At 52.6% G+C, this 15,634-nt stretch carries 9 protein-coding genes, 2 tRNA genes and 2 rRNA genes; 11 read left to right on the top strand and 2 right to left on the bottom strand.

From position 1 onward, the window contains the following. The first annotated feature begins 130 nt into the window (after nt 1–130). The 7 genes from kup (at nt 131) to rbsR (ending at nt 8,053) form a co-directional block, all read left to right on the top strand. Nucleotides 131–1,999: a low affinity potassium transporter Kup gene (kup, locus tag HVZ37_RS22295; protein WP_042998762.1), complete on the top strand. Its 1,869-nt coding sequence runs from the start codon at nt 131–133 to the stop codon at nt 1,997–1,999. A gap of 196 nt (nt 2,000–2,195) precedes the next feature. Beyond that, the gene (gene rbsD / locus HVZ37_RS22290; protein WP_042998763.1) at nt 2,196–2,615 is read left to right on the top strand and encodes a D-ribose pyranase; all 420 of its coding nucleotides are present in this window, start codon (nt 2,196–2,198) and stop codon (nt 2,613–2,615) included. A 7-nt stretch (nt 2,616–2,622) separates the two neighbouring features. Then, nucleotides 2,623–4,128, top strand: a complete 1,506-nt coding sequence (gene rbsA / locus HVZ37_RS22285) for a ribose ABC transporter ATP-binding protein RbsA (RefSeq protein ID WP_061069422.1) — start codon at nt 2,623–2,625, stop codon at nt 4,126–4,128. A gap of 5 nt (nt 4,129–4,133) precedes the next feature. Further along, entirely contained in the window at nt 4,134–5,099 is a 966-nt protein-coding gene (gene rbsC, locus HVZ37_RS22280) for a ribose ABC transporter permease (protein WP_042998765.1), read from the top strand. A 24-nt stretch (nt 5,100–5,123) separates the two neighbouring features. Beyond that, on the top strand, nt 5,124–6,014 hold the full coding sequence (rbsB, locus tag HVZ37_RS22275) for a ribose ABC transporter substrate-binding protein RbsB (protein WP_042998766.1): 891 nt from the start codon (nt 5,124–5,126) through the stop codon (nt 6,012–6,014). A 107-nt stretch (nt 6,015–6,121) separates the two neighbouring features. After that, on the top strand, nt 6,122–7,051 hold the full coding sequence (gene rbsK / locus HVZ37_RS22270) for a ribokinase (RefSeq protein ID WP_099433255.1): 930 nt from the start codon (nt 6,122–6,124) through the stop codon (nt 7,049–7,051). A gap of 3 nt (nt 7,052–7,054) precedes the next feature. Then, nucleotides 7,055–8,053, top strand: a complete 999-nt coding sequence (gene rbsR / locus HVZ37_RS22265) for a ribose operon transcriptional repressor RbsR (RefSeq protein WP_099433244.1) — start codon at nt 7,055–7,057, stop codon at nt 8,051–8,053. Here the strand turns inward: rbsR and mdtD are convergent. Together mdtD and HVZ37_RS22255 are read right to left on the bottom strand one after the other, a co-directional pair. Further along, nucleotides 8,019–9,446, bottom strand: coding sequence for a multidrug transporter subunit MdtD (gene mdtD, locus HVZ37_RS22260; protein ID WP_156595004.1), 1,428 nt, complete (start codon nt 9,444–9,446; stop codon nt 8,019–8,021). The genes rbsR and mdtD overlap by 35 nt on opposite strands. Next, on the bottom strand, nt 9,443–10,162 hold the full coding sequence (locus tag HVZ37_RS22255; RefSeq protein ID WP_156595003.1) for a FadR/GntR family transcriptional regulator: 720 nt from the start codon (nt 10,160–10,162) through the stop codon (nt 9,443–9,445). The genes mdtD and HVZ37_RS22255 overlap by 4 nt, the downstream gene beginning before the upstream one ends. A 495-nt stretch (nt 10,163–10,657) precedes the next feature. Here HVZ37_RS22255 and HVZ37_RS22250 point away from each other — a divergent pair. From HVZ37_RS22250 to HVZ37_RS22235, 4 genes are all read left to right on the top strand, one after another. After that, nucleotides 10,658–12,199, top strand: a 16S ribosomal RNA gene (locus HVZ37_RS22250). 69 nt (nt 12,200–12,268) lie between these two features. Continuing rightward, nucleotides 12,269–12,345: transfer RNA gene (locus tag HVZ37_RS22245), tRNA-Ile, on the top strand. A 114-nt stretch (nt 12,346–12,459) separates the two neighbouring features. After that, nucleotides 12,460–12,535: transfer RNA gene (locus tag HVZ37_RS22240), tRNA-Ala, on the top strand. A gap of 181 nt (nt 12,536–12,716) precedes the next feature. Beyond that, nucleotides 12,717–15,622, top strand: a 23S ribosomal RNA gene (locus HVZ37_RS22235). The 16S and 23S rRNA genes sit together here with 2 tRNA genes alongside, the layout of an rRNA operon. Nucleotides 15,623–15,634 lie beyond the last annotated feature (12 nt).

The following is a 15,634-nucleotide window of genomic DNA, read 5'->3' as shown; positions in this document are numbered from 1 at the left end:
TATTTTTCTTTGAGCCAGGTTAATCTGGTCTCATTTAGGGGTACGATTTTGCTTGGAATCGTGCATACTGTGCGCTTTTTGTGGGCCAAGGGACTACGCACACATTTCTTTATATATGAAAGACTAGTCTATGAGCACTGATAATAAGCAATCATTGTCTGCGATTACCCTCGCAGCCATTGGGGTTGTCTACGGTGATATTGGTACCAGCCCACTTTATACACTTCGTGAATGTTTGTCCGGTCAGTTTGGTTTTGGCGTTGAACGCGATGCCGTTTTTGGTTTTTTGTCGCTGATTTTCTGGCTACTCATCTTTGTTGTTTCGATTAAGTATCTGACTTTCGTCATGCGTGCTGATAACGCTGGTGAAGGGGGGATCCTGACCCTGATGTCGCTGGCGGGTCGTAATACCTCCGCGCGAACGACCTCTATGCTGGTCATCATGGGCTTAATCGGCGGCAGCTTTTTTTATGGTGAGGTGGTGATCACCCCGGCCATTTCGGTCATGTCGGCCATTGAAGGTCTGGAGATTGTTGCGCCGCAGCTGGATACCTGGATTGTCCCGCTGTCGATAATCGTCCTGACGCTGCTGTTTATGATTCAGAAGCACGGTACCGGGATGGTGGGGAAGTTATTTGCGCCTATCATGCTGGCCTGGTTTTTGATTCTGGCCGTGCTTGGCCTGCGCAGCATTATTGCCAACCCCGAAGTGCTGCAGGCGTTGAACCCGATGTGGGCGGTGCATTTCTTTCTGGAATATAAAACCGTCTCCTTTGTTGCGCTTGGCGCGGTGGTTCTGTCGATTACCGGTGTCGAAGCGCTGTATGCCGATATGGGGCACTTTGGTAAGTTCCCCATCCGTCTGGCGTGGTTCACCGTGGTACTGCCTTCGCTGGTGCTCAACTACTTTGGTCAGGGCGCGCTGCTGTTAAAGCATCCGGAAGCGATTAAAAACCCGTTCTTCTTGTTGGCGCCGGACTGGGCGTTGATTCCGCTGCTGATCATTGCGGCGCTGGCGACGGTGATCGCCTCTCAGGCGGTGATTTCAGGCGTCTTCTCGCTGACGCGTCAGGCGGTTCGCCTGGGATATCTGTCGCCCATGCGTATCATTCATACGTCAGAAATGGAGTCCGGGCAGATCTACATTCCGTTCGTCAACTGGATGCTTTATATCGCAGTGGTCATTGTGATTGTCAGCTTCGAACACTCCAGTAACCTGGCGGCGGCGTACGGGATTGCCGTGACCGGCACGATGGTGCTGACCTCGATTCTCTCAACCACCGTGGCGCGTAAAAACTGGCACTGGAATAAGTACTTCGTGGCGCTGATTCTCGTCGCGTTCTTGTGTATTGATATTCCGTTGTTCTCGGCAAACCTCGACAAACTGCTGTCTGGTGGTTGGTTACCGTTATCGCTGGGTCTGGTGATGTTCACCATCATGACTACCTGGAAGAGTGAACGTTTCCGCCTGCTGCGTCGTATGCATGAGCACGGTAATTCTCTGGAAGCGATGATTGCCTCGCTGGAGAAATCCCCGCCGGTACGCGTGCCGGGAACTGCGGTATATATGTCTCGCGCGCTGAATGTGATCCCCTTTGCTCTGATGCACAATCTCAAGCACAACAAGGTATTGCATGAGCGAGTGATCCTGCTGACGCTGCGGACTGAAGATGCGCCGTACGTGCATAACGTCCGTCGTGTGCAGATTGAACAGCTTTCGCCAACCTTCTGGCGCGTCGTTGCCAGTTACGGCTGGCGTGAAACGCCGAATGTTGAAGAAGTCTTCCATCGCTGCGGTCTGGAAGGGTTGAGTTGCCGGATGATGGAAACGTCGTTCTTTATGTCGCACGAGTCGTTAATCGTCGGCAAACGCCCCTGGTATTTGCGTCTGCGTGGCAAGCTGTATCTGCTTCTCCAGCGTAACGCGCTGCGCGCGCCTGACCAGTTTGAGATCCCGCCTAACCGCGTGATTGAACTGGGGACACAGGTCGAGATTTAACGTGCTCATCCAGCCGGGCAGCGCAACGCTTGCCCGGCATTTTTCTTCCCGTCCAGCTCTGCTTTGTCTCTCTTTCCATTTCACTTAGCGAAACGTTTCGACGGTGATCACAAATCTGTTACGAAATGATGGTTATTTGCTCACTTCTCAGACTACACTCAATACCAGCGAAACGTTTCGCTAGTGGAGTAAGAAAATGAAGAAAGGCACTGTACTCAATTCAGAGATTTCATCGGTGATCTCCCGTCTGGGGCATACCGATACGCTGGTGGTGTGTGATGCAGGTTTACCCATCCCGAACAGAACTACGCGTATTGATATGGCATTAACCCAGGGCGTACCTTCTTTTATGCAGGTACTGGATGTGGTGACCCGTGAAATGCAGGTTGAGTCGGCCATTCTCGCGACGGAAATTAAACAACATAATCCGCAGCTCCACGAAACGTTGCTCAGCCATATCGAGCAACTGCAACAACACCAGGGAAATACCATAGAAATTCGTTACACCACGCATGAACAATTTAAAAAACAAACCGCAGACAGTCAGGCGGTAATTCGCAGCGGGGAGTGTTCCCCGTATGCGAATATCATTCTCTGTGCTGGCGTCACTTTCTGAGGCTGTCATGGACGCATTACTGCAACTCAAAGGGATCGATAAAGCGTTCCCTGGCGTGAAAGCGCTATCCGGCGCCGCACTCAATGTTTATCCCGGCCGCGTGATGGCGCTGGTGGGGGAAAATGGTGCCGGCAAATCCACCATGATGAAGGTGCTGACCGGTATCTATACCCGTGATGCGGGTTCGCTGTTGTGGCTGGGTAAAGAAACCACCTTTAATGGCCCTAAATCGTCCCAGGAAGCCGGTATCGGCATCATCCATCAGGAACTTAACCTGATCCCGCAACTCACCATTGCGGAAAATATTTTCCTCGGCCGCGAATTCGTTAACCGCTTTGGCAAGATTGACTGGAAGAAAATGTATGCCGAAGCGGATCTCCTGTTAGCTAAACTCAATCTGCGCTTTAAGAGCGACCGCCAGGTTGGTGAATTGTCGATTGGCGACCAGCAGATGGTCGAGATCGCCAAAGTGCTGAGCTTTGAGTCGAAAGTCATCATTATGGATGAGCCAACGGATGCGCTCACCGATACCGAAACCGAATCCCTGTTCCGCGTGATCCGCGAACTGAAGTCGCAGGGGCGCGGTATTGTCTATATTTCTCACCGCATGAAAGAGATCTTCGAGATTTGCGATGACGTGACCGTTTTCCGCGACGGGCAGTTTATTGCCGAACGTGAAGTGGCCTCGCTGACCGAAGACTCCCTGATAGAGATGATGGTGGGACGTAAGCTCGAAGAGCAGTATCCGCGCCTGGATAAAGCGCCTGGCGACATCCGTCTGAAGGTCGATAACCTGTGCGGACCCGGTGTGAACGATGTCTCTTTTACTCTGCGTAAAGGTGAAATATTAGGGATCTCGGGCCTGATGGGAGCCGGGCGTACCGAACTGATGAAGGTTCTGTATGGCGCGCTGCCACGCACCAGTGGTTATGTCACGCTCGACGGGCATGAAGTGATCACTCGTTCTCCGCAGGACGGACTGGCGAACGGTATCGTCTATATTTCTGAAGACCGCAAGCGCGACGGTTTAGTGCTCGGTATGTCGGTAAAAGAGAATATGTCGCTGACCGCGCTGCGCTATTTCAGTCGCAGCGGCGGCAGTCTGAAGCATAAGGATGAGCAACAGGCGGTAAGCGATTTTATCCGCCTGTTCAACGTGAAGACGCCGTCGATGGAACAGGCTATCGGTCTGCTGTCCGGTGGCAACCAGCAGAAAGTGGCGATTGCCCGTGGGTTGATGACCCGTCCGAAGGTGCTGATCCTCGATGAGCCTACCCGCGGCGTGGACGTGGGGGCCAAGAAAGAAATTTATCAGTTAATTAACCAGTTTAAGGCCGACGGCCTGAGCATCATTCTGGTCTCCTCTGAGATGCCAGAAGTATTAGGCATGAGCGATCGCATTATCGTCATGCATGAAGGGCATCTCGGCGGTGAATTCACTCGCGAGCAGGCCACCCAGGAAGTTCTGATGGCTGCCGCTGTAGGCAAGCTTAATCGCGTGAATCAGGAGTAAAAAAGATGACTACCCAGGCTGTTTCTGGTCGCCGTTATTTCACCAAAGCGTGGTTGATGGAGCAGAAGTCGCTCATCGCCCTGCTGGTGCTGATCGCGATTGTCTCGACGTTGAGCCCTAACTTTTTTACCGTCAATAACCTGTTCAACATTCTTCAACAGACATCCGTGAACGCCATTATGGCGGTGGGGATGACGCTGGTGATCCTGACATCGGGTATCGATCTGTCTGTCGGTTCCTTGCTGGCGCTCACCGGCGCGGTGGCGGCTTCAATTGTAGGGATTGAAGTTAACGCGCTGGTGGCCGTTGCTGCTGCCCTGGCATTAGGTGCCGCTGTTGGCGCAGTCACAGGTGTGATTGTAGCGAAAGGCCGCGTGCAGGCGTTTATCGCCACGCTGGTCATGATGCTACTGCTGCGCGGCGTGACAATGGTGTACACCAACGGGAGTCCGGTTAATACGGGCTTTACCGATAATGCCGATCTGTTTGGCTGGTTCGGTATCGGTCGTCCGCTGGGGGTTCCAACGCCGGTCTGGATCATGGGTATTGTTTTCCTGGCGGCATGGTACATGTTGCACCACACTCGTCTGGGTCGCTATATCTATGCGCTGGGTGGTAACGAAGCGGCAACGCGTCTGTCTGGCATTAGCGTCAGTAAAATCAAGATTATCGTCTATTCACTGTGTGGGCTGCTGGCATCGCTGGCGGGCATCATTGAAGTGGCGCGCCTCTCCTCTGCCCAGCCGACTGCCGGTACGGGCTATGAGCTGGATGCCATCGCAGCCGTTGTGCTGGGTGGGACCAGTCTGGCGGGCGGCAAAGGTCGTATTGTTGGGACCTTGATCGGCGCATTAATTCTGGGTTTCCTCAATAATGGTTTGAATTTGTTAGGTGTTTCCTCCTATTACCAGATGATCGTCAAAGCGGTGGTGATTTTGCTGGCGGTACTGGTAGACAACAAAAAGCAGTAACAACGACTACAGGACATCTTAAATATGAACATGAAAAAACTGGCTACCCTGGTTTCTGCTGTTGCGCTAAGCGCCACCGTGAGCGCGAATGCAATGGCGAAAGATACCATTGCGCTGGTGGTCTCCACGCTTAATAACCCGTTCTTTGTCTCGCTGAAAGACGGGGCGCAGAAAGAGGCTGACAAGCTGGGTTACAACCTGGTGGTACTGGATTCTCAGAACAACCCGGCGAAAGAGTTGGCGAACGTTCAGGATTTAACCGTACGTGGTACTAAAATTCTGCTGATCAACCCGACGGATTCCGACGCGGTGGGTAACGCAGTGAAGATGGCGAACCAGGCGAATATCCCGGTGATTACCCTTGACCGCCAGGCAACTAAAGGTGACGTCGTCAGCCATATCGCATCTGATAACGTGCTGGGCGGGAAAATCGCCGGTGATTACATCGCCAAAAAAGCCGGTGAAGGCGCAAAAGTCATTGAACTGCAAGGTATTGCCGGGACTTCCGCGGCGCGTGAGCGTGGTGAAGGTTTCCAGCAGGCCGTTGCGGCACACAAATTTAACGTTCTGGCCAGTCAGCCGGCAGATTTCGACCGCACTAAGGGTCTGAACGTTATGCAGAACCTACTGACTGCGCATCCGGACGTGCAGGCTGTTTTTGCACAGAACGATGAAATGGCGCTGGGTGCGCTGCGTGCTCTGCAAACCGCAGGTAAATCTGATGTGATGGTGGTCGGATTTGACGGTACGCCTGATGGCGAAAAAGCGGTAAATGATGGCAAACTGGCTGCGACTATCGCACAGTTACCGGACCAGATCGGCGCAAAAGGCGTTGAGACAGCGGATAAGGTGCTGAAAGGCGAGAAAGTTCAGGCCAAATATCCAGTTGACCTGAAGCTGGTCATCAAGCAGTAACTGGCGATTCAGGCGACCGCGTGTCGCCTGAGGGACTAAATATAAAGAAAAGTGTGGCATACGCCACCGGGTAATACCGGTGGCGATCTCAGATGGACACCCCGAACATGAAAACCGCAGGCAGTCTTGTCGTTCTAGGCAGCATTAATGCCGACCATATCCTGAACCTTGAAACATTCCCTACGCCAGGCGAAACCGTCACCGGAAATCACTATCAGGTGGCTTTTGGCGGTAAAGGGGCGAATCAGGCGGTGGCTGCGGGTCGCAGTGGGGCTAATATTGCGTTCATTGCCTGTACGGGCGATGACGATATCGGAAGTAACATCCGTAAACAGCTTGTCAGTGACAACATTGACGTCGATTCGATCAGTGTCATTAGCGGTGAGTCCACCGGCGTGGCGCTGATTTTTGTGAACGGCGACGGTGAAAACGTTATTGGTATTCATGCTGGCGCTAATGCGGCGCTTTCCCCTGCATTCGTTGAGGCGCAGCGTGAGCGCATTGCTCAGGCATCTGCATTGTTGATGCAACTGGAGTCGCCGATAGAAAGCGTGTTGACGGCCGCGAAGATCGCAAAGCAAAACAATACGATTGTGGCGCTGAACCCGGCTCCGGCGCGTGAGTTATCCGACGAACTGCTGGCGCTGGTGGATATCATCACCCCCAACGAAACCGAAGCGGAAAAGCTGACGGGGATCCGTGTCGAAACTGATACAGACGCAGCGAAAGCATCCCAGGCGCTGCATGCAAAAGGCATTCGTACCGTATTGATTACATTAGGAAGCCGGGGTGTCTGGGCCAGTGTGAATGGCGAAGGCAGTCGGATACCTGGATTTAAAGTTGACGCTGTCGATACTATCGCTGCGGGCGATACCTTCAACGGCGCGCTGATCACCGCTCTGCTGGAAGAAAAACCGTTGTCTGACGCAATCCGCTTTGCGCATGCCGCTGCGGCAATTGCGGTGACCCGTAAAGGAGCACAGCCTTCCGTGCCGTGGCGTGAAGAAATTGAGGCGTTTTTAGGTCAGCAGAGGTAACGCTTGGCTACCATGAAGGATGTTGCCCGCCTGGCGGGCGTTTCCACTTCAACCGTTTCGCATGTCATTAATAAGGATCGCTTTGTCAGTGAAGCGATAACTGAAAAAGTCGATGCGGCGATCAAGTCATTAAATTACGCCCCTTCTGCGTTGGCGCGCAGCCTGAAGCTGAATCAGACGCGCACCATCGGCATGCTGATTACAGCGAGTACCAACCCCTTTTATTCCGAACTGGTGCGTGGCGTTGAGCGCAGCTGTTTTGAACGCGGCTATAGCCTGGTGTTATGCAATACTGAAGGCGATGAGCAGCGCATGAACCGTAATCTGGAAACCCTGATGCAAAAGCGGGTGGATGGTTTATTGTTGCTCTGTACCGAAACACACCAGCCATCGCGTGAGATCATGCAGCGCTATCCTTCTATCCCTACTGTTATGATGGACTGGTCGCCTTTTGATGGCGATGGGGATAGCGATCTTATTCAGGATAACTCGTTGCTTGGCGGCGACCTGGCTACACAGCATTTGATTGATAAAGGCTTTACCCGTATCGCCTGTATTACCGGGCCATTGGATAAAACCCCGGCGCGATTGCGTCTGGAAGGGTATCGCGCAGCGATGAAGCGTGCCGGGCTGGATATCCCGGACGGTTACGAAATTACCGGTGATTTTGAATTTGGCGGTGGGTTTGAGGCCATGCAGAAACTGCTTTCGCATCAACATCGGCCCCACGCTGTGTTTACCGGCAATGATGCCATGGCCGTCGGCGCCTATCAGGCGTTGTACCAGGCCGGATTGCGAATTCCGCAGGACATGGCGGTGATTGGCTACGATGACATCGAACTGGCGCGTTACATGACGCCGCCGCTTACCACGATTCATCAGCCGAAAGATGAACTGGGTGAGCTGGCCATCGATGTTCTGATTCATCGGATGGCGCAACCCGCCCTACAACAGCAGCGTTTGCAACTTACTCCTGTTTTGATGGCGCGGGGTTCCGTGTAGGTTTGTGTCGCTCTTTGATCAGGTTGCGGCCATCTTTGGCTCTCAGCAACATGAACATCAGGGCTGACACGATCGTAATCGCACCCATCGTTATAAAGGTGTAGTGGAACTGTTCGACCGTATTGGTTCCTTCCATCCCTTCATAAATGCGTAACACCGCCGCGCTTATCGCTACCCCTAAACTGATGGACAGTTGTTGCGTAACGGCCAGTACGCTGTTGCCACTGCTGGCGTTATCATCGGTCAGATCGGCCAGCGTAATGGTGTTCATTGCGGTGAATTGCGTCGACATCGCCATCCCGAGAATGAATAACGGCAGAATCAACATCCAGACGGGCATGGCGGGAGATTGCAGAGAAAACTGCGCAATCATCAATCCGATAAAGACCGTAATGCCCACCAGGGTGGTTCGATAACCCAGACGGCGCAGTACCTGCGTCACCATCGACTTCGCCAGTATTGAACCCAGCGCGGTGGGCGCCATCATGCAACCGGCAATCAGCGCCGGAAAGCCAAATCCTACCTGTAGCATCAATGGCATCAGGAACGGCACACATCCTGTTCCCAGACGGGTTGCCAGGTTACCGGAAATGCCGACGGAGAAAGTGCGCGTCTTAAACAGTGACAACGAAATAAGCGGGGTGGGATGGCGTCGCGCATGACGAATATAAGCCAGCAGTAACACAATACTCAGCAGAATAATGGTCAGTGCTATCCAGGTGGCGACAATTTTCTCGCCAAATAACTCCATCCCGCTGGAAAAGAGCACCAGACTCAGGCCGAAAAGAAAGAAGCCAGTCATATCAAATTTGCGCCGAGGGGTGGTGAAGTTCGGCATATATTTGCGCGCATATAAAATACCGGCGATTCCTATCGGAATATTGATCAGGAAAATCCAGTGCCAACTGGCCCAGGTGACCAGAACGCCTCCCAGTACGGGACCCAGAATGGGGCCGACCAGTCCAGGCATCGTCACAAAATTCAGCACCGGCAGCAGTTCACTGCGTGGGTAAGCTCTTAATAATGCCAGGCGAGCAACGGGCATCATCATTGCGCCACCAATCCCCTGAATCACGCGAAAGATAACCAACTCCGGTAACGTACTTGAAAGCGCACAGGCGAGTGAGCCGAGCGTGAACAAGCTCACAGCGATCATGAATACGCGTCGGGTACCAAAGCGATCGGCCAGCCATCCGCTCACCGGAATTAGCATGGCTACCGTCAGGGTATAGCTGATAATCGCGGACTGCATTGCCAGTGGGGAGCGATTGAGACTCTGGGCAATGGCGGGTAAAGCGGTATTTAGAATAGTGGCGTCCAGTGCCTGCATGAAGAAAGCCATTGCCGCTATCCACGGCAATCCGGCCATACTGCGTACTTTTTTGTTGGTCATGCACAATCCTGGTTATTTTCTGGACGTTCATTTGGGGCGAACAGTAGCGCCTGACAGGCATTAAACGCACCGTCACCGTCGCTTTGTGCAATGGCATCGACAATCGCCTGATGCAAATCCAGCTTCACAACGGTGTTGTAAGTAATTGAATTAAAATAGGTATGGTAGACAGAATGAAACAACGAGGCAAAAGAGGTTAAGAACGGGTTCGCGCTCATTTCATAAATGTGTTCATGCCAGGCCATGTCCACTTCAATCCAGCGCTCGCGCTTAAAGTTCTTTTTCAACGCCACCATCTCTTCCATTAATGTATTTAGATGCGCTTTTTGTTCTGCGGTACCGATTGTTGCCGCCAGCGAGCACGCCTGAGGCTCCAGGCTAATACGCATCACCAGAAAGTGTTCAATAACTTGCTGAAAATTCTCTTCAGTCATCCACCAGGTGAGTAATTCCTGATCGAGGAAATTCCAGTTTGCCTGTGGCATCACTCGGGTGCCAATGCGAGGGCGCGGGAGCACCATCCCTTTGGCCGTTAATGTTTTAACTGCTTCCCGAACGGCGGTCCGACTCACACCAAACTGTTCGCCAAGCTCAATTTCGCCAGGAAGAATGGCACCAGGGGCATATGCACCTTTGAGGATCTGCTGCGCCAGCTTCTCAGCCAGGACATAGGAAAGGTTTTTCTGTGCAGCCAACTGTTGTGCGCTTAAAGGCATGACTCTTTGTCCTTTATCTTTTTCTTACTCATTAGTATGCCACCAGGAAGTGTGATTGCGGCTGCAAAAACAGCAAAACGCTTATTTTATGGCACGTTAATACCGGTTTTGGTGAAAAAAAGAACACTCGGAAAATTATTTTAAATTTCCCCTTGTCAGCCCGAAATAACTCCCTATAATGCGCCTCCACTGACACGGAACAACGGCACGCAAGCCGCCGGGTCAGCAGGGTTCTCCGGTGAAAACCAGTGATGAACACCGACAGAGAAAAGCAAAATAAATGCTTGACTCTGAATGAGGAAAACGTAATATACGTGACCTCGCGACAGAGCGCTAAAGCGCGTCGCAACTGCTCTTTAACAATTTATCAGACAATCTGTGTGGGCACTCAGAGTGACATGGATTCTTAACGTCGCAAGACGAAAAATGAATACCAAGTCTCAAAGAGTGAACACGTAATTCATTACGACGTTTAATTCTAGGAGCATCAAACTTAAATTGAAGAGTTTGATCATGGCTCAGATTGAACGCTGGCGGCAGGCCTAACACATGCAAGTCGAACGGTAACAGGAAGCAGCTTGCTGCTTTGCTGACGAGTGGCGGACGGGTGAGTAATGTCTGGGAAACTGCCCGATGGAGGGGGATAACTACTGGAAACGGTAGCTAATACCGCATAATGTCGCAAGACCAAAGAGGGGGACCTTCGGGCCTCTTGCCATCGGATGTGCCCAGATGGGATTAGCTAGTTGGTGAGGTAACGGCTCACCAAGGCGACGATCCCTAGCTGGTCTGAGAGGATGACCAGCCACACTGGAACTGAGACACGGTCCAGACTCCTACGGGAGGCAGCAGTGGGGAATATTGCACAATGGGCGCAAGCCTGATGCAGCCATGCCGCGTGTATGAAGAAGGCCTTCGGGTTGTAAAGTACTTTCAGCGGGGAGGAAGGGGTTAAGGTTAATAACCTTAGCCATTGACGTTACCCGCAGAAGAAGCACCGGCTAACTCCGTGCCAGCAGCCGCGGTAATACGGAGGGTGCAAGCGTTAATCGGAATTACTGGGCGTAAAGCGCACGCAGGCGGTCTGTCAAGTCGGATGTGAAATCCCCGGGCTCAACCTGGGAACTGCATTCGAAACTGGCAGGCTTGAGTCTCGTAGAGGGGGGTAGAATTCCAGGTGTAGCGGTGAAATGCGTAGAGATCTGGAGGAATACCGGTGGCGAAGGCGGCCCCCTGGACGAAGACTGACGCTCAGGTGCGAAAGCGTGGGGAGCAAACAGGATTAGATACCCTGGTAGTCCACGCCGTAAACGATGTCTATTTGGAGGTTGTGCCCTTGAGGCGTGGCTTCCGGAGCTAACGCGTTAAATAGACCGCCTGGGGAGTACGGCCGCAAGGTTAAAACTCAAATGAATTGACGGGGGCCCGCACAAGCGGTGGAGCATGTGGTTTAATTCGATGCAACGCGAAGAACCTTACCTGGTCTTGACATCCACAGAACTTGGCAGAGATGCCTTGGTGCCTTCGGGAACTGTGAGACAGGTGCTGCATGGCTGTCGTCAGCTCGTGTTGTGAAATGTTGGGTTAAGTCCCGCAACGAGCGCAACCCTTATCCTTTGTTGCCAGCGGTCCGGCCGGGAACTCAAAGGAGACTGCCAGTGATAAACTGGAGGAAGGTGGGGATGACGTCAAGTCATCATGGCCCTTACGACCAGGGCTACACACGTGCTACAATGGCATATACAAAGAGAAGCGACCTCGCGAGAGCAAGCGGACCTCATAAAGTATGTCGTAGTCCGGATTGGAGTCTGCAACTCGACTCCATGAAGTCGGAATCGCTAGTAATCGTGGATCAGAATGCCACGGTGAATACGTTCCCGGGCCTTGTACACACCGCCCGTCACACCATGGGAGTGGGTTGCAAAAGAAGTAGGTAGCTTAACCTTCGGGAGGGCGCTTACCACTTTGTGATTCATGACTGGGGTGAAGTCGTAACAAGGTAACCGTAGGGGAACCTGCGGTTGGATCACCTCCTTACCTTAAAGAACCTGCCTTTGTAGTGCCCACACAGATTGTCTGATGAAAAACGAGCAGTAAAACCTCTACAGGCTTGTAGCTCAGGTGGTTAGAGCGCACCCCTGATAAGGGTGAGGTCGGTGGTTCAAGTCCACTCAGGCCTACCAAATTTTCCCTGAATACTGCGTTGTGAAACGACTCGCATACTTTAAGTATGCTTCGCCATTCCACGCCTTGTCTCAGGAAAAATTATCGGTACAGAGGTTCTGACTACACTGTATGGGGCTATAGCTCAGCTGGGAGAGCGCCTGCTTTGCACGCAGGAGGTCTGCGGTTCGATCCCGCATAGCTCCACCATACTGTAGAACGTAATCAAGAAAACTTCAGAGTGTACCTGAAAGGGTGCGCTGCGAAGTTTTGCTCTTTAAAAATCTGGATCAAGCTGAAAATTGAAACGACACACTGTTAATGGTGTGTTCGAGTCTCTCAAATTTTCGCAACACGATGATGAATCGAAAGAAACATCTTCGGGTTGTGAGGTTAAGCGACTAAGCGTACACGGTGGATGCCCTGGCAGTCAGAGGCGATGAAGGACGTGCTAATCTGCGAAAAGCGTCGGTAAGGTGATATGAACCGTTATAGCCGGCGATGTCCGAATGGGGAAACCCAGTGCAATTCGTTGCACTATCGTTAACTGAATCCATAGGTTAACGAGGCGAACCGGGGGAACTGAAACATCTAAGTACCCCGAGGAAAAGAAATCAACCGAGATTCCCCCAGTAGCGGCGAGCGAACGGGGAGCAGCCCAGAGCCTGAATCAGCATGTGTGGTAGTGGAACGGTCTGGAAAGGCCGGCGATACAGGGTGACAGCCCCGTACACAAAATTGCATGTGCTGTGAGCTCGATGAGTAGGGCGGGACACGTGGTATCCTGTCTGAATATGGGGGGACCATCCTCCAAGGCTAAATACTCCTGACTGACCGATAGTGAACCAGTACCGTGAGGGAAAGGCGAAAAGAACCCCGGCGAGGGGAGTGAAAAAGAACCTGAAACCGTGTACGTACAAGCAGTGGGAGCCTCTTTATGGGGTGACTGCGTACCTTTTGTATAATGGGTCAGCGACTTATATTCTGTAGCAAGGTTAACCGAATAGGGGAGCCGAAGGGAAACCGAGTCTTAACTGGGCGTTAAGTTGCAGGGTATAGACCCGAAACCCGGTGATCTAGCCATGGGCAGGTTGAAGGTTGGGTAACACTAACTGGAGGACCGAACCGACTAATGTTGAAAAATTAGCGGATGACTTGTGGCTGGGGGTGAAAGGCCAATCAAACCGGGAGATAGCTGGTTCTCCCCGAAAGCTATTTAGGTAGCGCCTCGTGAATTCATCTCCGGGGGTAGAGCACTGTTTCGGCTAGGGGGCCATCCCGGCTTACCAACCCGATGCAAACTGCGAATACCGGAGAATGTTATCACGGGAGACACACGGCGGGTGCTAACGTCCGTCGTGAAGAGGGAAACAACCCAGACCGCCAGCTAAGGTCCCAAAGTCATGGTTAAGTGGGAAACGATGTGGGAAGGCTCAGACAGCCAGGATGTTGGCTTAGAAGCAGCCATCATTTAAAGAAAGCGTAATAGCTCACTGGTCGAGTCGGCCTGCGCGGAAGATGTAACGGGGCTAAACCATGCACCGAAGCTGCGGCAGCGACACTAAGTGTTGTTGGGTAGGGGAGCGTTCTGTAAGCCTGTGAAGGTGTGCTGTGAGGCATGCTGGAGGTATCAGAAGTGCGAATGCTGACATAAGTAACGATAAAGCGGGTGAAAAGCCCGCTCGCCGGAAGACCAAGGGTTCCTGTCCAACGTTAATCGGGGCAGGGTGAGTCGACCCCTAAGGCGAGGCCGAAAGGCGTAGTCGATGGGAAACAGGTTAATATTCCTGTACCAGGTGTTACTGCGAAGGGGGGACGGAGAAGGCTATGTTGGCCGGGCGACGGTTGTCCCGGTTTAAGCGTGTAGGTGTGTGTTCCAGGTAAATCCGGTTCACTTTAACACTGAGGCGTGATGACGAGGCACTACGGTGCTGAAGTGACAAATGCCCTGCTTCCAGGAAAAGCCTCTAAGCATCAGGTAACATCAGATCGTACCCCAAACCGACACAGGTGGTCAGGTAGAGAATACCAAGGCGCTTGAGAGAACTCGGGTGAAGGAACTAGGCAAAATGGTGCCGTAACTTCGGGAGAAGGCACGCTGATATGTAGGTGAAGCGATTTACTCGTGGAGCTGAAATCAGTCGAAGATACCAGCTGGCTGCAACTGTTTATTAAAAACACAGCACTGTGCAAACACGAAAGTGGACGTATACGGTGTGACGCCTGCCCGGTGCCGGAAGGTTAATTGATGGGGTTATCCGTAAGGAGAAGCTCTTGATCGAAGCCCCGGTAAACGGCGGCCGTAACTATAACGGTCCTAAGGTAGCGAAATTCCTTGTCGGGTAAGTTCCGACCTGCACGAATGGCGTAATGATGGCCAGGCTGTCTCCACCCGAGACTCAGTGAAATTGAACTCGCTGTGAAGATGCAGTGTACCCGCGGCAAGACGGAAAGACCCCGTGAACCTTTACTATAGCTTGACACTGAACACTGGTCCTTGATGTGTAGGATAGGTGGGAGGCTTTGAAGCGCGGACGCCAGTTCGTGTGGAGCCATCCTTGAAATACCACCCTTTAATGGCTGGTGTTCTAACGTGGGCCCGTAATCCGGGTTGCGGACAGTGTCTGGTGGGTAGTTTGACTGGGGCGGTCTCCTCCTAAAGAGTAACGGAGGAGCACGAAGGTTAGCTAATCCTGGTCGGACATCAGGAGGTTAGTGCAAAGGCATAAGCTAGCTTGACTGCGAGCGTGACGGCGCGAGCAGGTGCGAAAGCAGGTCTTAGTGATCCGGTGGTTCTGAATGGAAGGGCCATCGCTCAACGGATAAAAGGTACTCCGGGGATAACAGGCTGATACCGCCCAAGAGTTCATATCGACGGCGGTGTTTGGCACCTCGATGTCGGCTCATCACATCCTGGGGCTGAAGTAGGTCCCAAGGGTATGGCTGTTCGCCATTTAAAGTGGTACGCGAGCTGGGTTTAGAACGTCGTGAGACAGTTCGGTCCCTATCTGCCGTGGGCGCTGGAGAATTGAGGGGGGCTGCTCCTAGTACGAGAGGACCGGAGTGGACGCATCACTGGTGTTCGGGTTGTCATGCCAATGGCACTGCCCGGTAGCTAAATGCGGAAGAGATAAGTGCTGAAAGCATCTAAGCACGAAACTTGCCCCGAGATGAGTTCTCCCTGACCCTTTAAGGGTCCTGAAGGAACGTTGAAGACGACGACGTTGATAGGCCGGGTGTGTAAGCGCAGCGATGCGTTGAGCTAACCGGTACTAATGAACCGTGAGGCTTAACCTTACAACGCCGAAG

Source organism: Citrobacter sp. RHB35-C17 (assembly GCF_013816795.1).
GTDB classification, from domain to species: domain Bacteria; phylum Pseudomonadota; class Gammaproteobacteria; order Enterobacterales; family Enterobacteriaceae; genus Citrobacter_A; species Citrobacter_A amalonaticus.
This window is presented reverse-complemented; position numbering and strand designations above follow the sequence as displayed.